Raw genomic sequence first — 22,468 nt, forward strand, 5'->3', positions numbered from 1 at the left:
GTATTTGTGGGCCGAAGTGCCGGGTCCCGTCGAAATTCCGGGTGAGCGGCCCGTAAATATACGGTCCCGGACCCCCGCCCCGGAGAGCCCGGCCCCGCACCACCCACTCAGCAGCAGCCGGCCCCCGGCAAGGTCCGCTTGTTACGGGCGGCAAGATTACGAGCGGCAAGCTCCTCGTCGGCCGGATACCCGACCTCTTCCAGAGTCAGCCCATGCGGCCGGACGACATGCACAGCGGAGTCCCGCACCCCGGCGGCCAGCACCTTCCCCGGCCACTCGACGCCCCGGTGCCCATCACCCACAAACAGCAACGCCCCTACCAAGGACCGCACCATGTTGTGACAAAAAGCATCAGCCCGCACACTCCCCGTAACCACCCCATCCGCCCCCCGCTCCCAGCGAAGCCACTGAAGCGTACGAATGGTGGTGGCCCCTTCACGCCGCTTGCAGTAAGCGGCGAAATCATGCTCGCCGAGCAGCGCGGCGGACGCCTCGTTCATCGCCTCGACGTCGAGCGGCCAGTCGTGCCACAGCACATGGCCGCGCAGCAGCGGATCGACGCCGCCCACATGATCGGTGACCCGGTACGCGTACCGCCGCCAGATCGCGGAGAACCGAGCGTTGAAAGCGGCCGGCGCCTCACCCGCCCGCCACACCCGCACATCATGCGGCAGCCGCCCGGCAAGCCGCCGCAACAGCTTCTCCGAGTGCTCGGCCCACACCGCCGCCGGCAGATCCACATGCGCGACCTGCCCGCGCGCGTGCACCCCGGAGTCCGTACGCCCGGCGACCGTCAGCTCCACGGGCTCGGCGAGCCGCAGCACGGTCCGCAGCGCGGACTCCAACTCGCCCTGTACGGTGCGCTGTTCACGCTGTCGGGCCCAGCCGGAGAAGTCCTTCCCGTCATAGGAAAGATCCAGCCGAACCCGCACGAAGCCGGGTGCCACCTCGTCGCTCACCACAAGATCCTCTCAACCTGCCTACCAAAGCGGACGGGCCCGCACCCCCTCTTCCAAGGGAATACGGACCCGTCCGTAGCACGCTCGACGAACGTCAGGCGTCCTTCGACTCCTCGACCGGAGCGTCCTCGACAGCCTTCTCACCCTCGGCGGCCTCAGCGGCCTTGGCCGCATCGGCGTCCTTGGCGGAACGCTTCGTGGCGGCCTCGGCCTCACCGACAGCGGACTGCTGCACGGTCAGGGCCTCGACGAGCTCGATGACGGCCATCGGGGCGTTGTCGCCACGACGGTTGCCGATCTTGGTGATGCGCGTGTAACCGCCGGGGCGGTTCTCGTAGCGCGGCGCGATCTCCGTGAAGAGCGTGTGGACGATGCTCTTGTCGGTGATCGTCTGAAGAACCTGGCGACGGTTGTGGATGTCGCCCTTCTTCGCCTTGGTCACCAGACGCTCGGCGACCGGACGGAGCCGGCGCGCCTTGGCCTCGGTGGTGGTGATGCGGCCGTGCTCGAACAGCGACTTCGCGAGGTTCGCGAGCAGGTGACGCTCGTGCGCGGCGCTGCCGCCCAGACGGGCGCCCTTGGCGGGCTTCGGCATGGTCTTTCTCCTTCATTTCTGCACCGGCCGTATCAGGTACCGATGTCAGTTCCCGACGAGCGGCTGCCCGCCGGAAGCATTCAGTGGTGCGCGTACCAGCCCGCGGCTCAGTACTGCTCGGTCTCCACGAACCCGGCATCCGCGTCGTCGTCGGCGCCAAAGGCGTCGGCGGCGGCGGTCGGGTCGAACCCGGGAGGCGAGTCCTTGAGCGCGAGGCCCATGCCGGCCAGCTTCGCCTTGACCTCGTCGATGGACTTCGCACCGAAGTTGCGAATGTCGAGGAGGTCGGCCTCGGAGCGGGCGACGAGCTCGCCCACCGAGTGGATGCCCTCACGCTTGAGGCAGTTGTACGAGCGGACCGTGAGCTCCAGCTCCTCGATCGGCAGCGCCAGATCGGCGGCGAGGGCGGCGTCCGTCGGGGACGGGCCCATGTCGATGCCCTCGGCGTCGATGTTGAGCTCGCGCGCCAGACCGAACAGCTCGACCAGCGTCTTACCGGCTGACGCCATGGCGTCGCGCGGCCGCATGGCCTGCTTGGTCTCGACGTCGACGATCAGCTTGTCGAAGTCGGTGCGCTGCTCGACACGGGTCGCCTCGACCTTGTACGTGACCTTGAGCACGGGCGAGTAGATGGAGTCGACCGGGATACGGCCGATCTCCTGGCCGACCTGCTTGTTCTGGACGGCGGAGACGTAGCCGCGACCGCGCTCGACGGTCAGCTCCATCTCCAGCTTGCCCTTGCCGTTGAGCGTGGCGAGGACGAGGTCGGGGTTGTGGACCTCGACGCCGGCCGGGGGCGCGATGTCGGCGGCGGTGACGAGGCCCGGGCCCTGCTTGCGCAGGTACATCACGACGGGCTCGTCGTGCTCGCTGCTGACGACGAGCTGCTTGATGTTGAGGATGAGGTCGGTGACGTCTTCCTTGACACCCGGCACGGTGGTGAACTCGTGCAGAACGCCGTCGATCCGAATGCTGGTGACAGCGGCACCGGGAATCGAGGACAGAAGAGTCCGACGGAGGGAGTTGCCGAGGGTGTAACCGAAGCCCGGCTCCAGCGGCTCGATCACGAACCGCGAGCGGTATTCGTCGACGACCTCTTCGGTCAGCGACGGACGCTGAGCGATAAGCATGTGTGTGTTCCTTCATTCGTGGACGCCCGCTATTTGACGCCCGCTGCAATACAAGGGTACGGGCGGTACGGCCCCGATGACCAGAAATCGGGGTCGCACCGCCCGCGACCGTGAGCTGTGCCTACTTGGAGTAGAGCTCGACGATCAGCTGCTCCTGCACCTGGGTGTCGATGACCGGGCGCTCGGGCAGGGAGTGCACCAGGATCCGCAGGTTCGACGGGTTCGACTCCAGCCACGCGGGCACGGTCTTCTCGCCGGCCTCGGCGCGGGCGACCACGAAGGGGGTCATCTCGCGCGAGGACTCGCGGACCTCGATGATGTCGTTGACGGCCACGCGGGCCGACGGGATGTCGGTCTTGCGGCCGTTGACAACGATGTGTCCGTGACGCACCAGCTGACGGGCGTGGTCGCGGGACTTGGCGAAGCCTGCCCGGTAGACCACGTTGTCGAGGCGGGTCTCAAGGATGCGCAGAAGGTTCTCACCGGTCTTGCCGGTCTTCTGGTTCGCTTCCTTGTAGTAGTTCACGAACTGCTTCTCAAGGACACCGTAGATACGGCTGCACTTCTGCTTCTCACGAAGCTGGAGCAGGTACTCGCTGTCCTTGGTGCGCCCGCGACCGTGCTCACCCGGGGGGTAAGGACGGATCTCGATCGGGCACTTCGCGCTCTCGCACTTGCTCCCCTTGAGGAAGAGCTTCTGCTTCTCCCGACGGCAACGCTTGCAGTCGGCCCCGGTGTAACGCGCCATATTGTGTTATCTCCTACTTCAGCTGGTCAGACGCGGCGGCGCTTCGGCGGGCGGCAGCCGTTGTGCGGAGTCGGAGTGACGTCCTGGATCGAACCCACCTCCAGGCCGGTGGCCTGGAGCGAGCGGATCGCGGTCTCACGGCCGGAGCCGGGACCCTTGACGAACACGTCGACCTTGCGCATGCCGTGCTCCTGCGCGCGGCGGGCGGCCGACTCGGCGGCCATCTGCGCGGCGAACGGAGTCGACTTGCGCGAGCCCTTGAAGCCGACGTGGCCGGCGGAGGCCCAGGAGATCACGTTGCCCGTGGGGTCGGTGATCGAGACGATCGTGTTGTTGAACGTGCTCTTGATGTGGGCGTGCCCGTGAGCGACGTTCTTCTTTTCCTTGCGGCGCACCTTCTTGGCTGCGCCCTGTCGGCCCTTCGGAGGCATGTATTACTCCCGTGGAGGTGGTCGGTCCTACAGCGAAGACCGCTGGTGGGCGTCCGCTGAGGACTACTTCTTGCCCGGCTTCTTCTTGCCGGCGATCGCGCGACGCGGGCCCTTGCGGGTGCGGGCGTTGGTGCTGGTGCGCTGACCGTGGACGGGCAGGCCACGGCGGTGACGCAGACCCTGGTAGCAGCCGATCTCGACCTTGCGGCGGATGTCGGCCTGGATCTCGCGACGGAGGTCACCCTCGGTCTTGAGGTTGGCGTCCACGTACTCGCGGATCTTGACCAGGTCCTCTTCGGCCAGGTCGCGAACGCGGGTGTCGGGGTTCACACCGGTGTTCTCCAGGGTCTCCTTGGCACGGGTGCGACCAATGCCGAAGACGTAGGTGAGGGCGACCTCCACGCGCTTTTCACGCGGGAGGTCAACGCCTGCGAGGCGTGCCATTGATGTGGCTCCTGTGAGGTTCGGAGGTCTTCCGCAGCACCGTTCCCGTAAGAGTTACGAGCCGGGTCCCCGGCCTCCGCCGGGGGTGTCGTCCCCTCGCGGCCGTGCGGCGAGGGGTCGGGTGTCTGCGTATGTACGTTTCGCTGTGCGTCGCGCGAAGTACTGCGAAGTGCGGGTGGTCGTGCGTCAGCCCTGGCGCTGCTTGTGGCGCAGGTTGTCGCAGATGACCATGACCCGGCCGTGACGGCGGATCACCTTGCACTTGTCGCAGATCTTCTTGACGCTCGGCTTGACCTTCATGGGATGTCAGGTTCTCCGGGTCAGTGCCGACGCCCCGCGGTGAAACGGGACGCGAGCAAGATCTACTTGTATCGGTAGACGATCCGGCCACGCGTCAGGTCGTACGGGGAAAGCTCCACCACGACCCGGTCATCCGGGAGGATACGGATGTAGTGCATCCGCATCTTGCCGCTGATGTGCGCGAGGACCTTGTGACCGTTCTGGAGCTCTACCTTGAACATCGCGTTCGGCAGAGACTCGATCACGGTGCCCTCGATCTCGATGGCACCTTGCTTCTTGGCCACGCTTCGCCTTTCGAATCGGCTACCTTGATCGGCTCGCGGCGTGCGCGAAGGCAAGCGAGAGCCGACGTGTCAGTCTACGTCAGGGCACCCGGAAAGACGAATCCGGGATTATTGCCCAGTCGCGAAGATCCTTAAGCCAGGGGGTCCGGGGCCGTCTCGATGCCGTACTCGGCGAGCTTGGCCTTGCCGCCGTCGACCGCGGTGAGGACCAGCGGGCCCTCCTCGGTCAGCGCCACCGAGTGCTCCCAGTGCGAGGACCAGGTGCCGTCGTCCGTCTTGACCGTCCAGTCGTCGGCCAGTACGTGCGTACGGGCGGTCCCCAGGCTGACCATCGGCTCGATCGCCAGGCAGAACCCCGGCACGAGCTTCGGCCCCTTGCCCCGCTTGCGCGAGACGTAGTTCAGCAGATGCGGGTCCATGTGCATCTCGGAGCCGATGCCGTGCCCGCCGTAGTCCTCGATGATCCCGTACTTGCCGGAGGCCGGCCGCGGCTGGCGGCGGATGTAGCCCTCGATGGCCCGCGAGACGTCGACGAGCCGGTTGCCCTTGCGGACGGCCGCGATGCCCGCCCACATCGACTCCTCCGTGACCCGGCTCAGCTCGCGCAGCTCCGGCGCGTGCCCCTCGCCGACGAACGCGGTGAAGGCGGCGTCACCGTGCCAGCCGTCCACGATCGCGCCCGCGTCGATGGAGATGACGTCCCCGTCCTTCAGCACCGTGTCGGTGTCCGGGATGCCATGCACCACGACATCGTTGACGGACGTGCAAATGGTGGCCGGGAAACCGCCGTACCCCAGAAAATTCGACTTCGCGCCGTGCTCGGCGAGCACCTTGCGCGAGGCGTCGTCCAGGTCCTTGGTGGTGGCGCCCGGCACGGCCGCCGCCCGCGTGGCCGCGTGCACCGCCGCGACGACCAGCCCCGCCTCGCGCATCTTCGCGATCTGTTCCGGGGTCTTGATCTCCACCATCCCGGCCAACGCCTTCCTATAGCTTCCACGTACAACACAACACTACGGCCGCGCCACCCAAGAGGGCACCGCGGCCGTAAACAACCCACAACCCAGCCCGTCCGACGCTTGAGGACCCCCCGAGCCGAGCCAAATCCAGCCCGTCCGGCGCTTGAGGACACCCCGAGCCGAGCCACAACCAGCCCGTCCGGCGCTTGAGGACCGGGGCCCGGGGCGGAGCCCCGAAAAGCCAAACGAAAGGGCGCAGCTACGCGGCCTGCGCCGCAATGGCCTCCATGGCCCGCCCAGTGACCTCAGCCACCTTCCCGAGCGCCGAAATCGTCACCACAAGCCCCTGCGCCTTGTAGTGGTCGACGATCGGCTCGGTCTCACTGTGGTAGACCTCCAGGCGCTTGCGGACCGTGTCCTCACTGTCGTCCTCGCGCTGGTACAGCTCGCCCCCGCACTTGTCGCACACGCCCTCCTGCTTCGGCGGGCTGTAGATCACGTGGAAGGTGTGGCTGCTGTCCGTACGGCAGGTACGCCGCCCGGCGATCCGCTTGACGACCTCGTCCTCGGGGACCTCCAGGTCCAGGACCGCGTCCAGCCCCAGCCCGTCGGCCTTGAGGAACGCGTCGAGCGCCTCGGCCTGCGCCAGGTTGCGCGGGAACCCGTCCAGCAGGAAGCCGCCCTCGGCGTCCTCCTGCCGCATCCGGTCCTCCGCCATCCCGATGGTGACCGAGTCCGGCACCAGGTGCCCGGCGTTCATGAACTCCTTGGCCTGCTCGCCCAGCGGAGTGCCCTGGCTCATGTTGGCGCGGAAGAGGTCGCCCGTGGAGATGTGCGGGATCGCGAGGTTCTTGGCCAGGTACGCGGCTTGCGTACCCTTCCCGGCTCCAGGAGGCCCGACGAGGACGATTCGCATCAGCGGAGGAACCCTTCGTAGTTGCGCTGCTGAAGCTGGCTCTCGATCTGCTTCACGGTCTCCAGGCCGACACCCACGATGATCAGGATGCTCGTCCCGCCGAACGGGAAGTTCTGGTTCGCATTGAGCGTCACCAGAGCGACGGTGGGCACCAGAGCGATCAGACCGAGGTAGAGAGAGCCGGGCCACGTGATGCGGTTCAGCACGTAGCTCAGGTACTCCGCAGTGGGACGACCAGCCCGGATGCCCGGGATGAAGCCACCATACTTCTTCATGTTGTCGGCGACTTCTTCGGGGTTGAAGGAGATTGCGACGTAGAAGAAGGCGAAGAAAACGATCAGCAGGAAGTACGTGACGATGTAGACGGGGTGGTCGCCCTTGACCAGGTTCTGCTGGATCCACACGGCCCAGCCGGCCTTCGAGCCGGTGAACTGGACGATCAGTGCGGGAATGTAGAGCAGCGACGAGGCGAAGATGACCGGGATGACACCGGCCTGGTTCACCTTGAGCGGGATGTACGTCGAGGTGCCGCCGTACGAGCGGCGGCCGATCATGCGCTTCGCGTACTGAACAGGGATGCGACGCTGCGCCTGTTCCACGAAGACCACCAGCGCGACCATCGCCAGGCCGCAGAGGATCACCAGGCCGAACTCCAGCCAGCCGCCGAGCAGCTTGCCCTGCATCTTGATGCCCCACAGGCCGCTGGGGAAGCCGGCGGCGATGGAGGTGAACATCAGGATGGACATGCCGTTGCCGATGCCGCGGTCGGTGATGAGCTCACCGAGCCACATCACGCAGGCGGTGCCCGCGGTCATCGTGACGACCATCGTGATCGTGGTGAAGATCGAGTGGTTCGGGACGATCTGGTTCCCGACGGTGCAGTTGCCGAAGAGCGCGCCCGTACGGGCGGTGGTGACCAGGCCGGCGCCCTGGAGCACCGCGAGGGCCACGGTCAGATAGCGGGTGTACTGGGTGATCTTGCCCTGCCCCGACTGGCCCTCCTTCTTGAGGGCCTCCAGGCGCGGAATCACTACGGTCAGCAGTTGGAGGATGATGCTCGCCGTGATGTACGGCATGATCCCGAGCGCGAAGATGGTGATCTGCAGCAGCGCGCCACCGCTGAACATGTTCACGAGGCCGAACAGGCCCTGCGCATTCTTGGACTGGTCCATGCACAGCTGGACGTTCTGGTAGTTGACCCCGGGAATCGGGATATGCGCCCCGAGCCGGAAGATCACCATGATGCCCAGCGTGAACAGCAGCTTCTTGCGCAGGTCGGGCGTCTTGAACGCCCGGGCGAACGCGGTGAGCACGGTGCCTCCTGCGCCCCTCACGCGACTGCGCGAGAGGTGACGGTCTTGAGGATCGACGGGGATACGTATCAGTCAAAATCCGCGCGAACAGGCCGCACGGAAGCCAACAGTGCACGCCACCTTACCGGCGACCATGCCCCCCTTGGAACGACCAACCGGGGATGCCCCTTTTGGGACATCCCCGGTTGATGGGATCAACGAGCTCAGATGAGCTCGGTGACGGTGCCACCGGCGGCGGCGATCTTCTCCTTGGCGGAGCCGGAGACGGCGTCGACCGTCACCTGAAGCGCCACGGAGAGCTCACCGGCGCCGAGCACCTTGACGAGCTCGTTCTTGCGCACCGCGCCCTTGGCGACCAGGTCGGCCACCGTGACCTCGCCACCCTGCGGGTAGAGCGCGGCCAGCTTCTCCAGGTTCACGACCTGGAACTGCTTGTGGGCGGGGTTCTTGAAGCCCTTCAGCTTCGGGAGGCGCATGTGGAGGGGCATCTGCCCGCCCTCGAAGCGCTCCGGAACCTGGTAACGGGCCTTCGTGCCCTTGGTACCACGACCCGCGGTCTTACCCTTGGACGCCTCACCACGACCCACACGGGTCTTGGCGGTCTTGGCGCCCGGGGCAGGACGGAGGTTGTGGACCTTCAGCGGGTTCTGCTCACCCATGTCAGTCGACCTCCTCGACCGTCACGAGGTGCCGCACGGTCTGCACCATGCCGCGGATCTCGGGGCGGTCCTCCTTGACAACCGTGTCGTTCAGGCGCTTGAGCCCGAGCGAGCGCAGGGTGTCGCGGTGGTTCTGCTTGCTGCCGATGTAGGACTTGGTCTGCGTGACCTTGAGGCGGGCCATTACGCACCCACCCCGGCACGCGCCCGCAGCAGAGCGGCGGGAGCGACGTCCTCCAGCGGCAGGCCACGACGGGCCGCGATCTCCTCGGGGCGCTGAAGCCCACGGAGCGCGGTCACCGTGGCGTGCACGATGTTGATCGGGTTCGACGAGCCGAGCGACTTGCTCAGCACGTCGTGGATGCCCGCGCACTCCAGCACGGCGCGCACCGGGCCACCGGCGATCACACCGGTACCGGGGGAAGCAGGCTTGAGCAGGACGACGCCCGCGGCCTTCTCGCCCTGGATGGGGTGCGGAATGGTGCCCTGGATACGCGGGACCTTGAAGAAGTTCTTCTTGGCCTCTTCCACGCCCTTGGCGATGGCCGCGGGAACTTCCTTGGCCTTGCCGTATCCGACACCTACGGTGCCGTCACCGTCGCCCACCACGACCAGCGCGGTGAAGCTGAAGCGGCGACCACCCTTGACAACCTTGGCGACACGGTTGATCGCGACAACGCGCTCAACGTATGCGGTCTTCTCGGCGGCAGCGCCACCGTCGCGACCCTTCCGGTCCCGCCGCTCGCCGCCACCGGCACCGCTCCCGCGGCGCTGGGGTCCAGCCATTGGAATTACCTCTCTCTGTTACGTCCGCTAGCTCCGGAACCGGGGCTTAGAACTTCAGCCCGGCTTCGCGGGCGGCGTCCGCCAGAGCGGCAATGCGCCCGGCGTACTGGTTGCCACCGCGGTCGAACACGACGGCCTCGACGCCGGCGGCCTTGGCACGCTCGGCGACCAGGGCGCCGACCTGCTGGGCCTGGGCGCTCTTGTCGGCCTCGCCGCCACGGATGGAGACGTCCAGGGTCGACGCCGACGCGAGCGTGTGGCCCGCGATGTCGTCGATGACCTGCGCCACCATGTGACGGTTGGAACGCGTCACGACGAGGCGCGGGCGCTCCGGCGTGCCGGAAATCCGCTTGCGTACGCGGATGTGGCGCCGCTTGAGGGCGGCACCCTTGCGGGCGTTACCCTTCGCGATCTTCACACCGTATGCCATGGCTTACTTACCAGCCTTTCCGACCTTGCGGCGGATGACCTCACCCGCGTACTTCACGCCCTTGGCCTTGTAGGGGTCGGGCTTGCGAAGCTTGCGGATGTTGGCGGCGACCTCGCCGACCTTCTGCTTGTCGATGCCCTCGACGCTGAGCTTGGTCGGGGACTCGACCTTGAAGGAGATGCCCTCAGGGGCCTCAACGAGGATGGGGTGGCTGTAGCCCAGCGAGAACTCCAGGTTGGAGCCCTTCGCCTGGACGCGGTAGCCGACACCGCTGATCTCAAGAGCCTTGCTGTAGCCCGTGGTCACGCCGGTGATCATGTTCGCCACCAGCGTGCGGGACAGGCCGTGCAGGGCCTTGTTCTGACGCTCGTCGTTCGGGCGGGTGACGCTGAGCACGCCGTCCTCACCCTTGGCGACCTCGATGGGCGCGGCGACGGTGTGGGAGAGGGAGCCCTTGGGGCCCTTCACCTGAACCGTGCGGCCATCGACGGTGACGTCCACACCAGCGGGAACCTGGATGGGCAGCCGTCCAATTCGCGACATTGGCTATTCCTCCGTTCCCGATTACCAGACGTAGGCGAGGACTTCCCCACCCACGCCCTTCTTGCTGGCCTGCTGACCGGTGAGGAGACCGTGGGACGTGGAGATGATCGCCACGCCCAGGCCGCCGAGCACCTTCGGCAGGTTGGTGGACTTTGCGTAGACCCGCAGGCCCGGCTTGGAGATGCGCTTGATGCCGGCGATCGAGCGCTCGCGGTTCGGGCCGAACTTCAGCTCAAGGGTGAGGCTCTTGCCGACCTCGGCGTCCTCGACCTTCCAGCCGGTGATGTAGCCCTCCTGCTGGAGGATCTCCGCGATGTGCGACTTGATCTTGCTGTGCGGCATGGCGACCTCGTCGTGGTACGCCGAGTTCGCGTTACGCAGACGGGTCAGCATGTCTGCGATCGGATCAGTCATGGTCATGAATTGGCCTTCGGCCTCTCTCGCCGCGGTTTCCTGTCTGCGCCATCCCTCTCCCCGGTCAAGGCCGGGACGGGTGCGGTGCGGGGACCTACGGCGTAGTAAGCGACTTTAAGCGGGCTGGGCCCGCGTGCGGTCATGGGCGGCGGGCGCCCAACCCTTCAACTCTACGCGAGTATTCGGGAGGGGCCCGCCGTCCAGGATGCTTACCGAGAGCCCTGGATTCCCAAGTCGGGAATTACCAGGAGCTCTTGGTCACGCCCGGCAGCTCGCCGCGGTGAGCCATCTCACGGAGGCACACACGGCACAGGCCGAACTTGCGGTAGACGGAGTGCGGCCGGCCGCAGCGCTGGCAGCGGTTGTACGCGCGCACAGCGAACTTCGGCTTGCGGGCGGCCTTAGCGATCAGTGCCTTCTTCGCCACGGTCAGTTCTCCTTGAACGGGAAGCCGAGGTGACGAAGCAGGGCCCGGCCCTCGTCGTCGTTGGTCGCCGTGGTGACCACGGTGATGTCCATACCCCGGACCCGGTCGATCTTGTCCTGGTCGATCTCGTGGAACATGACCTGCTCCGTGAGACCGAAGGTGTAGTTGCCCCGGCCGTCGAACTGCTTCGGGGACAGACCACGGAAGTCGCGGATGCGCGGCAGCGCGAGCGACAGCGTACGGTCCAGGAACTCCCACATGCGGTCACCGCGGAGGGTGACGTGGCAGCCGATGGGCTGCCCCTCGCGCAGCTTGAACTGCGCGATCGACTTGCGGGCCTTGGTCACGGCCGGCTTCTGGCCGGTGATCGTGGTGAGGTCGCGAATCGCGCCGTCGATCAGCTTGGAGTCGCGGGCGGCGTCGCCCACACCCATGTTGACCACGATCTTGGTCAGACCGGGGACCTGCATGACGTTCTCGTACGAGAACTGCTCACGCAGCTTGCCCACGATCTCTTCGCGGTAGCGCGTCTTGAGACGCGGCGCGTTGGTGGTGGCAGTCATCAGATGTCCTCACCCGTCCGCTTGGCAACGCGGATCTTGTTGCCCTCGTCGTCGAAGCGGTATCCGACGCGGGTGACGACCTTCTTGCCGTCCTTCTCCACGACGAGCTGAACATTGCTCACGTGGATGGGGGCCTCGGTCGTGACAATGCCGCCGGTCTTCGAACCACGAGCCGTCTGGCCGGCCTTGGTGTGCTTCTTGACCCGGTTGACACCCTCGACGAGGACGCGGTCGTCGGCGGGGTAGGCCACGATGACCTTGCCCTGCTTGCCCTTGTCCTTACCGGTGATGACCTGAACCAGGTCGCCCTTCTTGACCTTCATGGTTACAGCACCTCCGGCGCGAGCGAGATGATCTTCATGAACTTCTTCTCGCGCAGCTCACGGCCGACCGGGCCGAAGATGCGGGTGCCGCGAGGGTCACCGTCGTTCTTCAGAATGACGGCGGCGTTCTCGTCGAAGCGGATGTACGAGCCATCGGGACGGCGGCGCTCCTTGACGGTGCGCACGATGACCGCCTTGATGACGTCACCCTTCTTCACGTTGCCACCGGGGATCGCATCCTTGACGGTGGCGACGATGACGTCACCGATGCCCGCGTAGCGGCGACCCGAGCCACCGAGAACACGGATGCAAAGGATTTCCTTGGCACCAGTGTTGTCGGCGACCCGAAGTCGCGACTCCTGCTGGATCACGTCTATCTCCTGATCGTCTGCCGGTTCCCGGCGAGGTCCGTGAACGCGTCACGGACCTCACCGAGCCTGGCGGAACTCTCCTGAGGGAAACCCCTCCGGAATTACTTGGCCTTTTCGAGGATCTCGACGATCCGCCAGCGCTTCGTGGCGGACAGCGGCCGGGTCTCCATGAGGAGGACGCGGTCGCCGACACCGGCGGCGTTCTGCTCGTCGTGCGCCTTGAGCTTGTTCGTACGGCGCATGACCTTGCCGTACAGCGCGTGCTTGACGCGGTCCTCGACGGCGACGACGACGGTCTTGTCCATCTTGTCGCTCACCACGAGGCCCTCACGGGTCTTGCGGAAGCCGCGCTCGTTCGTCTCAGTCACATTCATCTCGCTCATCAGGCGCTCTCCACCGTCTCGATGCCGAGCTCGCGCTCACGCATCAGGGTGTAGATCCGGGCGATGTCCTTGCGGACGGCCTTCAGCCGGCCGTGGTTTTCGAGCTGTCCGGTCGCCGCCTGGAAGCGGAGGTTGAACAGCTCCTCCTTGGCCTCACGGAGCTTCGCGACGAGATCCTCGTCGTTCAGCTCACGCAGCTCGGTCGCCTTGGTACCGGCCGCCATCACGACTCACCTGCCTCGCGCCGCACGATGCGGCACTTCATCGGAAGCTTGTGGGCGGCGCGGGTCAGCGCCTCCTTAGCGACCTTCTCGTTCGGGTAGGACAGCTCGAACATCACCCGACCGGGCTTGACGTTCGCGATCCACCACTCCGGCGAACCCTTACCGGAACCCATGCGGGTCTCGGCAGGCTTCTTCGTGAGCGGCCGGTCCGGGTAAATGTTGATCCAGACCTTGCCGCCACGCTTAATGTGGCGGGTCATGGCGATACGGGCGGCCTCGATCTGACGGTTCGTCACGTAGGCCGGGGTCACCGCCTGGATGCCGTACTCACCGAACGCGATCTCGGTGCCGCCCTTGGCCATGCCCGAACGCTTCGGGTGGTGCTGCTTGCGGTGCTTGACCCTGCGAGGGATCAGCATGTCGGTCAGGCCTCCGTTCCGGTGCTCTCAGCGGCCGGAGCGGCAGCGGCCTCGGCCTTGGGGGCCTCGGCAGCGGGCGCCGACTGCTGCTGCGGCTTGCGGCCGCGGCCGCCGCGCTCGCCGCCACGACCGCCACGGGCCGGACGGTCGCTGCCGCCCGCGCCACCGCGGGACGGGCGGTTGCCCGCACGCGCCGCGGCGTTCTCGGCGCGGACCTCGGCGATGTTCTTGACGTCGCCCTTGTAGATCCAGACCTTCACGCCGATGCGGCCGAAGGTCGTCTTGGCCTCGAAGAAGCCGTAGTCCACGTTGGCGCGGAGCGTGTGCAGGGGCACACGGCCCTCGCGGTAGAACTCCGAGCGGGACATCTCGGCGCCGCCGAGACGGCCACCGCACTGGATCTTGATGCCCTTGGCGCCGGCCTTCATCGTCGACTGCATGCTCTTACGCATGGCACGACGGAAGGAGACACGCGAGGAGAGCTGCTCGGCGACGGCCTGGGCCACCAGCTGAGCGTCCACCTCGGGGTTCTTGACCTCAAGGATGTTCAGCTGAACCTGCTTGCCGGTCAGCTTCTCCAGCTCGCCGCGGATACGGTCGGCCTCCGCGCCGCGACGGCCGATGACGATGCCCGGCCGGGCGGTGTGGATGTCGACGCGGACGCGGTCACGGGTGCGCTCGATCTCGACCTTGGAGATGCCGGCGCGCTCCATGCCCTTCGTCATCATGCGACGAATGGCGACGTCTTCCTTGACGTAGTCCTTGTACAGCTTGTCGGCGTACCAACGCGACTTGAAGTCGGTGGTAATGCCGAGCCGGAACCCGTGCGGGTTAACCTTCTGGCCCATTACCGGGTTCCTTCCTTGCTGCTGACGACCACGGTGATGTGGCTGGTCCGCTTGCGGATCCGGTAGGCGCGGCCCTGGGCACGCGGACGGAACCGCTTCAGGGTCGGGCCCTCGTCGACGTACGCCTCGGAAATCACGAGGCTGTCGGCGTCGGTGTGGTCGTAGTTGTGCGCGGCGTTGGCAATGGCGCTGTCCAGCACCTTGCCCACCGGCACGCTCGCGGCCTGCGGGGCGAAACGCAGGACCGCCTGAGCCTCCGTGGCATCCATGCCACGGATAAGGTCCACCACGCGGCGGGCCTTCATGGGCGTGACGCGGATGTACCGCGCCTGGGCCCTGGCTTCCATGGTTGTCCCTTCGGTGTCAGTCATAGTCTTCGCACCCCGCCTTAGCGGCGCTTCGACTTGCGGTCGTCCTTGACGTGGCCGCGGAAGGTGCGGGTCGGCGCAAACTCGCCGAGCTTGTGGCCGACCATGGACTCGGTGACGAACACCGGAACATGGGTCTTGCCGTTGTGCACCGCGAGCGTGTGGCCGAGCATGGCCGGCACGATCATGGAGCGACGGGACCAGGTCTTGATGACGTTGTGGGTACCGGCCTCGTTCTGAACGTCCACCTTCTTGATCAGGTGGTCGTCGACGAAGGGCCCCTTCTTGAGACTACGCGGCATCTAAACCCGCTCCTAGCGCTTCTTGTTCGTCTTGCGGCGGCGGACGATGTACTTGTTGCTGGCCTTCTTCGGCGAGCGAGTACGACCCTCCTTCTGACCCCACGGCGAGACCGGGTGGCGACCACCGGAGGTCTTGCCCTCACCACCACCGTGCGGGTGGTCAACGGGGTTCATGGCGACACCGCGGACGGTCGGGCGAACGCCCTTCCAGCGCATACGGCCGGCCTTGCCCCAGTTGATGTTCGACTGCTCGGCGTTGCCGACCTCGCCCACAGTGGCGCGGCAGCGGATGTCGACCAGACGGACCTCGCCGGAGGGCATGCGCAGGTGGGCGTAGGTGCCCTCCTTCGCCAGCAGCTGGACCGAAGAGCCCGCGGAGCGAGCGATCTTCGCGCCGCCGCCGGGGCGCATCTCGATGGCGTGGATGACCGTACCCACCGGGATGTTGCGCAGCGGGAGGTTGTTGCCCGGCTTGATGTCGGCGCCGGGGCCGTTCTCGACCCGGTCGCCCTGCGAGAGCTTGGCCGGGGCGAGGATGTAGCGCTTCTCGCCGTCCACGTAGTGGAGCAGCGCGATGCGCGCGGTGCGGTTCGGGTCGTACTCGATGTGCGCGACCTTGGCCGGCACGCCGTCCTTGTCGTGACGACGGAAGTCGATCACGCGGTAGGCGCGCTTGTGGCCACCGCCCTGGTGGCGAACGGTCACACGACCGGCGTTGTTACGGCCGCCCTTGCTGTGCAGGGGGCGGACCAGCGACTTCTCCGGCGTGGACCGCGTGATCTCGACAAAGTCGGCGACGCTGGAGCCACGACGGCCCGGGGTCGTCGGCTTGTACTTGCGGATACCCATTTCTCAGTCCTCGTCCGATATCGGACGACTCGGACTCCGTTAGGAGACCGGGCCGCCGAAGATGTCGATTCGGTCGCCCTCAACGAGGGTCACGATGGCGCGCTTGGTGTCCTTGCGCTTGCCGAAACCGGTGCGGGTGCGCTTGCGCTTGCCCTGCCGGTTGATCGTGTTGACCCCGGAGACCTTGACCGAGAAGACCGCCTCGACGGCCTGCTTGATCTGGGTCTTGTTGGCACGCGGGTCGACGATGAACGTGTACTTGTTCTCGTCCAGCAGCGCGTAGCTCTTCTCGGAGACCACCGGCTTGACCAGGATGTCACGGGGGTCCGTGAAGGTCTTGCTGGTGATGACCGCTGCGGTCTCACTCATCAGGCTTCGCTCCCTTCGAGCTCAGCCTCGGAAGCGACAGCCTTGGCAGACGCGGCCGGACCGGCCACGAAGGACTCGAAGGCAGCCTGCGTGAAGACCACGTCGTCGGAGACGAGCACGTCGTACGTGTTCAGCTGGCCCGGCTCCAGGATGTGGACCTGGGGCAGGTTGCGGGCGGAGAGCCACGCGGCCTCGTCGGACCGGTCGGCTACCAGGAGCAGGTTCTTGCGCTCGCTGATCTTGCCGAACAGGGTCTTCGCGGCCTTCGTGGAGGCCTCGCCCTCGACCACGCCGGTGACGACGTGGACACGGGAGTGGCGCGCCCGGTCGGAGAGGGCGCCACGCAGGGCGGCGGCCTTCATCTTCTTGGGCGTCCGCTGCGAGTAGTCGCGCGGCACGGGGCCGTGCACGACGCCGCCGCCGGCGAACTGCGGGGCGCGGGTCGAGCCCTGACGGGCGCGGCCGGTGCCCTTCTGGCGGTACGGCTTCTTGCCGCCGCCGCGGACCTCGCCACGGGTCTTGGTCTTGTGCGTGCCCTGACGGGCAGCGGCCAGCTGGGCGACGACAACCTGGTGGATCAGCGGAATGCTGACCTGCGCGCCGAAGATCCCCTCGGGGAGTTCGACGGTCCCGGCCTTGTCGCCTGCCGGCGAAAGGATGTCAATGGTGCTCATCGGTTACCTCAGGCCCCCTTGGCCGCGGTACGGACCAGGACGAGGCCGCCATTCGGACCAGGAACCGCTCCCTTGATCAGGAGCAGGCCCTTCTCCGCGTCAACGGCGTGAACGGTCAGGTTCTGGGTGGTGACCCGCTCGTTGCCCATGCGGCCCGCCATGCGCAGGCCCTTGAACACGCGGCCCGGGGTGGCGCAGCCACCGATGGAGCCGGGCGAGCGGTGCTTGCGCTGGGTGCCGTGACCGGCGCCCAGGCCCTTGAAGTTGTGACGCTTCATGACACCGGCGAAGCCCTTGCCCTTGCTCTTGCCGGTGACGTCGACCTTGACGCCCGACTCGAACACGGCGGCGGTGACCTCCTGGCCGAGCGTGTACTCGGCGGCGTCGGAGGTCCGCAGCTCCACCAGGTGGCGGCGCGGGGTCACGTCGGCCTTGGCGAAGTGGCCCTTGAGGGGCTTGTTCACCTTGCGCGGGTCGATCTCGCCGAAGGCGATCTGGACCGACTCGTAGCCATCGACATCGTTCTTGCGGACCTGGGTCACGACGCAGGGCCCGGCCTTGACGACGGTCACCGGGACGACCCGGTTGTTCTCGTCCCAGACCTGGGTCATGCCGAGCTTCTCGCCCAGGACGCCCTTAATCTGCTTAGCCATCTCGCGCGTCACCTCAGAGCTTGATCTCGATGTCGACGCCCGCCGGCAGGTCGAGGCGCATGAGCGAGTCAACCGTCTTCGGCGTGGGGTCGAGGATGTCGATGAGGCGCTTGTGCGTACGCATCTCGAAGTGCTCGCGCGCGTCCTTGTACTTGTGCGGCGACTTGATGACGCAGTACACGTTCTTCTCTGTGGGCAGCGGCACCGGGCCCGCGACCGACGCACCAGTCCGAGTCACCGTCTCGACGATCTTCTTCGCCGAGGAGTCGATGACCTCGTGGTCGTAGGCCTTGAGCCGGATGCGGATCTTCTGTCCCGCCATGGCTACTTCGTAGTCCTGTCTCTCGTAACGCTCTGGGACTCGGTTGGTATGTACGCGCCTTCCCTCCGACCCACGCGGTCGGGCGTGTCGCACCCCTTCCGATTGAATCCCTCAAGAAGAGGAATTCCCTGCGAAGGGGTTCGTGGGGGAAAGCACCCACCGAGTGCCTGGCCGGGACCGCGCTGACGCTTCCCGGAAGATTCCCGTACTTCCACCCTGATCCTCCGGAGACGGAGCAGCGGGGTGACGAGTACTGCGGGACTCGCTTCCAGTCCTCCCGGCGGGAGGCGCGCAGCATCGGCACTCAACCGAGCAACCCCGACAGTCTGCCATACGGGGCACAAGGCTGGCCAATCGAAGCGGAGCAGCGTACCCCACTCCTACGCACCGCAAGCGCGCGCTCCCCCGGCGCGTCCCTCTACCCCACCAATAGTCACCCGCAGTCCCCTAACTCACTACATGGAGTGAAAGACTGCCAATAAGCGCATAACTCACCTGGACGGCCCATAGCGTCCGCCCCATGGTCAGCTCATCCCATGAGGCGATGCACCGGATCTTCCAGGAGGACCCGGGGATCTTCTCCCGTACCTTCCGGGCGCTCGGCATCCCTTTCGGCGACCCCGTAGCGGTGTCGCTCCTGCCCACGGATCTCACGGAAACCAAGCCGCTGGAACGCCGGGTGGACACCCTGCTGCGGTTCGACACGGCGGAGGACGACGGGTTCCTCCTGCTCGTGGAGGCCCAGGGGAAAAGGGACTCCGCCAAGCCGGCGAGCTGGGCTTACTACTTGGCCCACCTGTGGTCCAAGTACGGCACGCCGCCCGTGCTCCTGGTCGTATGCCAGGACAAGACCACCGCCGCCTGGGCCTCCGGCCCCTTCACCATCGGCCCCGCCCAGTGGCCCGCACTCACGCTCCGGCCGCTCGTCCTGGGCCCGCACAACGTCCCGGTCATCACCGACGTCTCCGTCGCCGCCCGCGACATCCCGCTGGCGACGCTCTCAGCCATCACTCACGGTCGCGAACCGAATGCCGATGCCATACTGAAAGCCCTCGCTTCGGCCCTGAAGACAGCCGACCAGAAAACCGCTCGCATCTTCATCGAACTCACCGAACTCGGCCTGGGCGAAGCCCCGGCAGCTCAGACCTGGAGGGACCTCATGGCGGCCGACCTCTCTTTCTTCCGGTCAGTAACCTCCCAGAATCTACGGGCCGAGGGGCTGGCCACGGCGGTCCTGTTCCTCCTCGACCAGCGCGGCATCGACGTCTCCGACGAAGCACGGAAACGCATCACCGACTGCCACGACCACGAAACACTCATCACCTGGCTGGCGCGCGTCTACACCACCGAATCGACCGCGGACCTCTTCGAAGACGACGAGGCCTGACGTCGGTGCCCCTCTCCTTCACGGACGCCCTCGTAGAGCTCTGAGCCCCGCCCGCAAGGGCCACCGGCACCACCCCTCCGGCGCGGAACCCGCAGGTTTCGCGCCGGAGCTGTACCCGGCGCCGGTACGTACCGGTGTCATCACTTTTCAGCATGCGCATCTGCGGACACGCTAAGTGATGTGAATCACGAATCTGTCGCTCAGCGCAGCGCCCCCCACCCGGTCCCCCCCACCCGTCGATTCCGCGTCCAGCTGTCCCCCACCCGCCGCGGCGCCCGGCTGGCCCGATTGCTCGCGACGGAGCAGCTCCGCTCGTGGGGGCTGCCGTTCGAGGCGGGGGAGCAGGTCGTCGCGGAGCTGGCCGCGAACGCCGTGTCGCACGGCCGCGTGCCGGGCCGCGATTTCCGCCTCGGCATGACGGTGACCGCGAGCACTCTCCGTATCGAAGTCACCGACGCCCGCGGCGACCGCGCCCCGGCCGCCGCCGCCCCCGCGGCGGCCCCGGAGGCCGAGGAGACGGGCCGCGGCCTCCTCCTGGTCCAGGCGTACGCCGACCGCTGGGGTACGGAGCCGGGCCCGGCCCCCTGCAAGAGGGTCTGGGCGGAGCTCGACCTTCCGGCCCCGTACCGGGTCCGCGAGCTGCCCCCCGCCGGACCTCGGAGGTAGCGGTGCGTGCCGGTGCGCCGGGCCCCCGGAACCACCCCCGCCGGTACTCCGACCGGCGGCTATGTCAATCCGCCCCGCCGGGATACGAGAGAATATGTGCTTGTCCATTTCGTAACCGGCTTTGTCCCGGTCTTGGGCAACCTACGCGAATCTCTCACCGTCCCTTATCACGCACGGGGCAGCCGGGGCTTGCGTGCTGCACAAAGGGACGGAGTCACGGAGTTGAACATCTCAGAGCGCTCGGGCATATCACGCCGGTCCGCGCTGGCCGGGCTCGCCGCGGCCACAGCGGTCGCGGCGGCGGGATGCAGCGGCGGCGGTAGCGGAAAGTCGTCGGCTTCCGCTTCGCCCGTGCGTGCCGTCAACCCGAACGCCACCGAGTCTTTCACGGGCGACAAGAAGTCGCTGCTGCTCCAGGTCATGGCCCACCCCGACGACGACCTGTACTTCATGAACCCGGACGCCGAGCACATCGTCCGCTCCGGCGTCCCGGTCGTCTCCGTGTACGTGACGGCCGGCGAGGCGATAGGCAAGAACTGGATCAAGGGCATGCCGAAGTCCAAGCCGGACAAGGCCGCCTACTCCTCCTCGCGCCACCAGGGCCTGCGCCAGGCGTACGCGACCATGCTCGGCGTGGACAAGTTCACGCCCTGGCAGAAGTCGGTCATCGACCTGCCCGGCGGCGTCAAGGCCGAGGCCAACGTGTTGTCGCACGGCAAACTCCACGCTCAGTTGATCTTCCTCAACATCGCGATGCTCTCCGCCGGCGAAACGCGAATACCGGCCCTGTGGGACAAGCCCGGCGCCGTGATGCAGTCGATGGCCGCCGCCGACTCGCCGTGCCAGACGGTCTGCAAGTACACCCACGACACCCTCGTCGACGTGCTGGCCGGCATCATGGACCGCTTCAAGCCGACCGTGATCCACACGATGGACCCGGACCCCGAGTTCCAGGTGCACGACGCCACGCACCCCAAGGACAACGACTACGGCTCGTGCTCCGACCACCGGGACCACACCCCGACGGCGCTCTTCACCTGGAAGGCCATGTCGCAGTGGGTGGCCGACGCCACCAAGCGCGACCACAAGGCCCCGCCGTTCACCACGACGTCCTTCCGCGGCTACTACAACCAGCGCTGGCCGCACAATCTCCCGCTGGACGTCGTCGAGCAGAAGCGCACGCTCGTCAACGCGTACGGCGGCGACCCGCACTGGGACTGCGGCAACCCCGGCGGCTGCGGCGACTACGGCCAGGGCGGCGACCGCTCGATGCGCAACCGCAAGGCGTGGATCCGCTCCACCCACTACCGCTACCCCGGCGCCCTGCCCGCCGCGTCCACCGACAAGGCCGGCCGCCTGGAGGCGTACAGCGTGCTGGGCACCCAGGCGGTCCGCTGGCGCGAGACCAGCCCCGGCAGCGGCCGCTGGGCCACCCCGCAGAACCTCGGCGGCGGCCCGCTCGCCCCCACGCTGTCCTCCGTCAAGGACTCCAAGGGCCGCCGGCTCATCTTCGCGCTGCGCTTCTCCGCCCTCGAAGGCGAGGGCCGCGCGAACACCCGCGAGATCGTCGTGCTGGAGCAGCGCTCCCCCGACGGCCCCTTCAAGGCCTGGACCGGTCTCGGCAACCCCGAACGCAAGGCCTGGCGCGGGAGACGCGTCGGCTGCCCCACCGCGATCGCCACCCCCGACGGCCGGGTGCACCTGTTCGCCCGTACGGCCGACAAGGGCCTCGCCACCCGCGTCCGCGAGCCGAACGGCCACTGGAGCGGCTGGAAGGACATCGGCGGCGCCGAGATCCAGGAGGGCGTGACCGTGATGCTGGACAAGCAGAAGCGCGTCCACGTCTTCGGCCCCGGCCGCGACTCCGTCCACCACTGGACCCAGGACGCCCCCGGCCAGGCCGTCTACTTCCAGCCGCTGGATGGCCTGCCGCAGCCCGGCGGCCAGCCCGGCGCCACGCTCGCCCCGGACGGGTCGATCACCGTCGTCTACCGCACCCCCGCCGCCGTACAGCCCGTCGTGCACACCTTCACGCCGCCGGAGGTGGGCGGCGACGCCCAGCAGACGGCGGCCGACATCGACGCGAAGTCGATGACGAGCAGCAAGCTCAAGCACTTCGACGGCTACGGGCCGATCGGCGCGCACACGCTGGCCGTGCGCGGCAGCAAGGACTCCGTCATGATGCTGGGCCGCGCCACCAACGGCGGTGTGCAGCTCCAGGACGGCGTCTCCCCCGGCGCCACGCCGCTGCGCTCGCCCGCCAAGTTCGTGCCGGTGGGCACCGTCTCGCTGCTGGCGGACGCCGATCAGAAGCTGTGCGTCGTGGGCATGGGCCCGGAGGCGGTGCCGTGGATCTGGCGCCCGAAGATCGACGACCACGCGTAACCCGTAGCCCGTAAGGCCGCCCGAGGC

General features: G+C 67.2%; 35 protein-coding genes. 3 read left to right on the forward strand and 32 right to left on the reverse strand.

The genetic code is table 11. From position 1 onward, the window contains the following. Window positions 1-107: 107 nt before the first annotated feature. The 32 genes from truA to rpsJ form a co-directional block, all read right to left on the reverse strand. Complete coding sequence (truA, locus tag ACFU99_RS02400; RefSeq protein WP_384384594.1) at window positions 108-959, reverse strand: tRNA pseudouridine(38-40) synthase TruA; 852 nt, start codon at window positions 957-959, stop codon at window positions 108-110. A 94-nt stretch (window positions 960-1,053) separates the two neighbouring features. Continuing rightward, the gene (rplQ, locus tag ACFU99_RS02405; protein WP_384384597.1) at window positions 1,054-1,554 is read right to left on the reverse strand and encodes a 50S ribosomal protein L17; all 501 of its coding nucleotides are present in this window, start codon (window positions 1,552-1,554) and stop codon (window positions 1,054-1,056) included. Window positions 1,555-1,661: 107 nt separating this feature from the next. Continuing rightward, the gene (locus ACFU99_RS02410; RefSeq protein WP_003956430.1) at window positions 1,662-2,684 is read right to left on the reverse strand and encodes a DNA-directed RNA polymerase subunit alpha; all 1,023 of its coding nucleotides are present in this window, start codon (window positions 2,682-2,684) and stop codon (window positions 1,662-1,664) included. Between the two features lie 121 nt (window positions 2,685-2,805). Beyond that, a complete protein-coding gene (gene rpsD / locus ACFU99_RS02415; protein WP_384384600.1) occupies window positions 2,806-3,432 on the reverse strand; it encodes a 30S ribosomal protein S4 in 627 nt (208 codons plus the stop codon). A gap of 26 nt (window positions 3,433-3,458) precedes the next feature. Continuing rightward, a complete protein-coding gene (gene rpsK, locus ACFU99_RS02420; RefSeq protein ID WP_003948617.1) occupies window positions 3,459-3,863 on the reverse strand; it encodes a 30S ribosomal protein S11 in 405 nt (134 codons plus the stop codon). Window positions 3,864-3,926: 63 nt separating this feature from the next. Next, window positions 3,927-4,307, reverse strand: a complete 381-nt coding sequence (rpsM, locus tag ACFU99_RS02425; RefSeq protein ID WP_363134925.1) for a 30S ribosomal protein S13 — start codon at window positions 4,305-4,307, stop codon at window positions 3,927-3,929. A 186-nt stretch (window positions 4,308-4,493) separates the two neighbouring features. Beyond that, window positions 4,494-4,607, reverse strand: a complete 114-nt coding sequence (gene rpmJ / locus ACFU99_RS02430) for a 50S ribosomal protein L36 (protein WP_003956441.1) — start codon at window positions 4,605-4,607, stop codon at window positions 4,494-4,496. Between the two features lie 62 nt (window positions 4,608-4,669). Further along, the gene (infA, locus tag ACFU99_RS02435) at window positions 4,670-4,891 is read right to left on the reverse strand and encodes a translation initiation factor IF-1 (protein ID WP_003956442.1); all 222 of its coding nucleotides are present in this window, start codon (window positions 4,889-4,891) and stop codon (window positions 4,670-4,672) included. Window positions 4,892-5,022: 131 nt separating this feature from the next. Continuing rightward, entirely contained in the window at window positions 5,023-5,859 is an 837-nt protein-coding gene (map, locus tag ACFU99_RS02440; RefSeq protein WP_384384604.1) for a type I methionyl aminopeptidase, read from the reverse strand. Window positions 5,860-6,106: 247 nt separating this feature from the next. Beyond that, window positions 6,107-6,763 carry an adenylate kinase gene (locus ACFU99_RS02445; protein ID WP_384384607.1) on the reverse strand — a complete coding sequence of 219 codons (657 nt, stop codon included), beginning with the start codon at window positions 6,761-6,763 and terminating at the stop codon, window positions 6,107-6,109. Next, window positions 6,763-8,076, reverse strand: a complete 1,314-nt coding sequence (gene secY / locus ACFU99_RS02450; protein ID WP_384384610.1) for a preprotein translocase subunit SecY — start codon at window positions 8,074-8,076, stop codon at window positions 6,763-6,765. Before secY ends, ACFU99_RS02445 begins: the two co-directional genes overlap by 1 nt. Window positions 8,077-8,279: 203 nt before the next feature. Further along, the gene (gene rplO / locus ACFU99_RS02455) at window positions 8,280-8,735 is read right to left on the reverse strand and encodes a 50S ribosomal protein L15 (RefSeq protein WP_363134921.1); all 456 of its coding nucleotides are present in this window, start codon (window positions 8,733-8,735) and stop codon (window positions 8,280-8,282) included. A 1-nt stretch (window position 8,736) separates the two neighbouring features. Next, window positions 8,737-8,919, reverse strand: a complete 183-nt coding sequence (gene rpmD, locus ACFU99_RS02460) for a 50S ribosomal protein L30 (RefSeq protein WP_057231310.1) — start codon at window positions 8,917-8,919, stop codon at window positions 8,737-8,739. Then, the gene (rpsE, locus tag ACFU99_RS02465) at window positions 8,919-9,521 is read right to left on the reverse strand and encodes a 30S ribosomal protein S5 (RefSeq protein ID WP_363134920.1); all 603 of its coding nucleotides are present in this window, start codon (window positions 9,519-9,521) and stop codon (window positions 8,919-8,921) included. The genes rpmD and rpsE overlap by 1 nt, the downstream gene beginning before the upstream one ends. A gap of 46 nt (window positions 9,522-9,567) precedes the next feature. After that, a complete protein-coding gene (gene rplR / locus ACFU99_RS02470) occupies window positions 9,568-9,951 on the reverse strand; it encodes a 50S ribosomal protein L18 (RefSeq protein ID WP_384384614.1) in 384 nt (127 codons plus the stop codon). 3 nt (window positions 9,952-9,954) lie between these two features. Continuing rightward, window positions 9,955-10,494 carry a 50S ribosomal protein L6 gene (gene rplF, locus ACFU99_RS02475; RefSeq protein ID WP_384384617.1) on the reverse strand — a complete coding sequence of 180 codons (540 nt, stop codon included), beginning with the start codon at window positions 10,492-10,494 and terminating at the stop codon, window positions 9,955-9,957. 21 nt (window positions 10,495-10,515) lie between these two features. Beyond that, window positions 10,516-10,914 carry a 30S ribosomal protein S8 gene (gene rpsH / locus ACFU99_RS02480; protein WP_384384620.1) on the reverse strand — a complete coding sequence of 133 codons (399 nt, stop codon included), beginning with the start codon at window positions 10,912-10,914 and terminating at the stop codon, window positions 10,516-10,518. 235 nt (window positions 10,915-11,149) lie between these two features. Next, entirely contained in the window at window positions 11,150-11,335 is a 186-nt protein-coding gene (locus tag ACFU99_RS02485; RefSeq protein WP_030890724.1) for a type Z 30S ribosomal protein S14, read from the reverse strand. 2 nt (window positions 11,336-11,337) lie between these two features. Then, complete coding sequence (gene rplE, locus ACFU99_RS02490) at window positions 11,338-11,898, reverse strand: 50S ribosomal protein L5 (RefSeq protein ID WP_030890727.1); 561 nt, start codon at window positions 11,896-11,898, stop codon at window positions 11,338-11,340. Further along, window positions 11,898-12,221: a 50S ribosomal protein L24 gene (gene rplX / locus ACFU99_RS02495; RefSeq protein ID WP_030890730.1), complete on the reverse strand. Its 324-nt coding sequence runs from the start codon at window positions 12,219-12,221 to the stop codon at window positions 11,898-11,900. Before rplX ends, rplE begins: the two co-directional genes overlap by 1 nt. Before the next feature lie 2 nt (window positions 12,222-12,223). After that, a complete protein-coding gene (rplN, locus tag ACFU99_RS02500) occupies window positions 12,224-12,592 on the reverse strand; it encodes a 50S ribosomal protein L14 (protein ID WP_003992364.1) in 369 nt (122 codons plus the stop codon). 101 nt (window positions 12,593-12,693) lie between these two features. Beyond that, window positions 12,694-12,975 carry a 30S ribosomal protein S17 gene (gene rpsQ, locus ACFU99_RS02505; protein WP_363225594.1) on the reverse strand — a complete coding sequence of 94 codons (282 nt, stop codon included), beginning with the start codon at window positions 12,973-12,975 and terminating at the stop codon, window positions 12,694-12,696. After that, window positions 12,975-13,199, reverse strand: a complete 225-nt coding sequence (gene rpmC / locus ACFU99_RS02510; protein WP_030890741.1) for a 50S ribosomal protein L29 — start codon at window positions 13,197-13,199, stop codon at window positions 12,975-12,977. The genes rpsQ and rpmC overlap by 1 nt, the downstream gene beginning before the upstream one ends. Beyond that, the gene (rplP, locus tag ACFU99_RS02515) at window positions 13,199-13,618 is read right to left on the reverse strand and encodes a 50S ribosomal protein L16 (RefSeq protein ID WP_030890744.1); all 420 of its coding nucleotides are present in this window, start codon (window positions 13,616-13,618) and stop codon (window positions 13,199-13,201) included. The genes rpmC and rplP overlap by 1 nt, the downstream gene beginning before the upstream one ends. Window positions 13,619-13,623: 5 nt before the next feature. Next, a complete protein-coding gene (gene rpsC / locus ACFU99_RS02520) occupies window positions 13,624-14,466 on the reverse strand; it encodes a 30S ribosomal protein S3 (protein ID WP_030890746.1) in 843 nt (280 codons plus the stop codon). Next, window positions 14,466-14,813, reverse strand: a complete 348-nt coding sequence (rplV, locus tag ACFU99_RS02525) for a 50S ribosomal protein L22 (RefSeq protein WP_030619142.1) — start codon at window positions 14,811-14,813, stop codon at window positions 14,466-14,468. Before rplV ends, rpsC begins: the two co-directional genes overlap by 1 nt. Before the next feature lie 41 nt (window positions 14,814-14,854). After that, the gene (gene rpsS / locus ACFU99_RS02530; RefSeq protein ID WP_363134915.1) at window positions 14,855-15,136 is read right to left on the reverse strand and encodes a 30S ribosomal protein S19; all 282 of its coding nucleotides are present in this window, start codon (window positions 15,134-15,136) and stop codon (window positions 14,855-14,857) included. A gap of 12 nt (window positions 15,137-15,148) precedes the next feature. Next, window positions 15,149-15,985 carry a 50S ribosomal protein L2 gene (gene rplB / locus ACFU99_RS02535; protein WP_363134914.1) on the reverse strand — a complete coding sequence of 279 codons (837 nt, stop codon included), beginning with the start codon at window positions 15,983-15,985 and terminating at the stop codon, window positions 15,149-15,151. A gap of 39 nt (window positions 15,986-16,024) precedes the next feature. After that, complete coding sequence (gene rplW, locus ACFU99_RS02540; RefSeq protein ID WP_363134913.1) at window positions 16,025-16,354, reverse strand: 50S ribosomal protein L23; 330 nt, start codon at window positions 16,352-16,354, stop codon at window positions 16,025-16,027. Then, complete coding sequence (gene rplD / locus ACFU99_RS02545) at window positions 16,354-17,028, reverse strand: 50S ribosomal protein L4 (protein WP_384384628.1); 675 nt, start codon at window positions 17,026-17,028, stop codon at window positions 16,354-16,356. The genes rplW and rplD overlap by 1 nt, the downstream gene beginning before the upstream one ends. An 8-nt stretch (window positions 17,029-17,036) precedes the next feature. Further along, window positions 17,037-17,681, reverse strand: coding sequence for a 50S ribosomal protein L3 (gene rplC / locus ACFU99_RS02550; protein WP_363225596.1), 645 nt, complete (start codon window positions 17,679-17,681; stop codon window positions 17,037-17,039). 13 nt (window positions 17,682-17,694) lie between these two features. Then, window positions 17,695-18,003: a 30S ribosomal protein S10 gene (gene rpsJ, locus ACFU99_RS02555; protein ID WP_014054162.1), complete on the reverse strand. Its 309-nt coding sequence runs from the start codon at window positions 18,001-18,003 to the stop codon at window positions 17,695-17,697. A gap of 520 nt (window positions 18,004-18,523) precedes the next feature. Between rpsJ and ACFU99_RS02560 the strand changes: the two genes are divergently transcribed. The 3 genes from ACFU99_RS02560 (at window position 18,524) to ACFU99_RS02570 (ending at window position 22,441) form a co-directional block, all read left to right on the forward strand. Then, window positions 18,524-19,390, forward strand: coding sequence for a hypothetical protein (locus tag ACFU99_RS02560; RefSeq protein ID WP_384384632.1), 867 nt, complete (start codon window positions 18,524-18,526; stop codon window positions 19,388-19,390). 180 nt (window positions 19,391-19,570) lie between these two features. Further along, on the forward strand, window positions 19,571-20,056 hold the full coding sequence (locus ACFU99_RS02565) for an ATP-binding protein (protein WP_384384635.1): 486 nt from the start codon (window positions 19,571-19,573) through the stop codon (window positions 20,054-20,056). 351 nt (window positions 20,057-20,407) lie between these two features. Continuing rightward, the gene (locus ACFU99_RS02570) at window positions 20,408-22,441 is read left to right on the forward strand and encodes a PIG-L family deacetylase (protein ID WP_384384638.1); all 2,034 of its coding nucleotides are present in this window, start codon (window positions 20,408-20,410) and stop codon (window positions 22,439-22,441) included. Window positions 22,442-22,468 lie beyond the last annotated feature (27 nt).

It is taken from the genome of Streptomyces sp. NPDC057654 (assembly GCF_042800135.1).
In the GTDB taxonomy this organism is placed as follows: Bacteria; Actinomycetota; Actinomycetes; order Streptomycetales; family Streptomycetaceae; genus Streptomyces.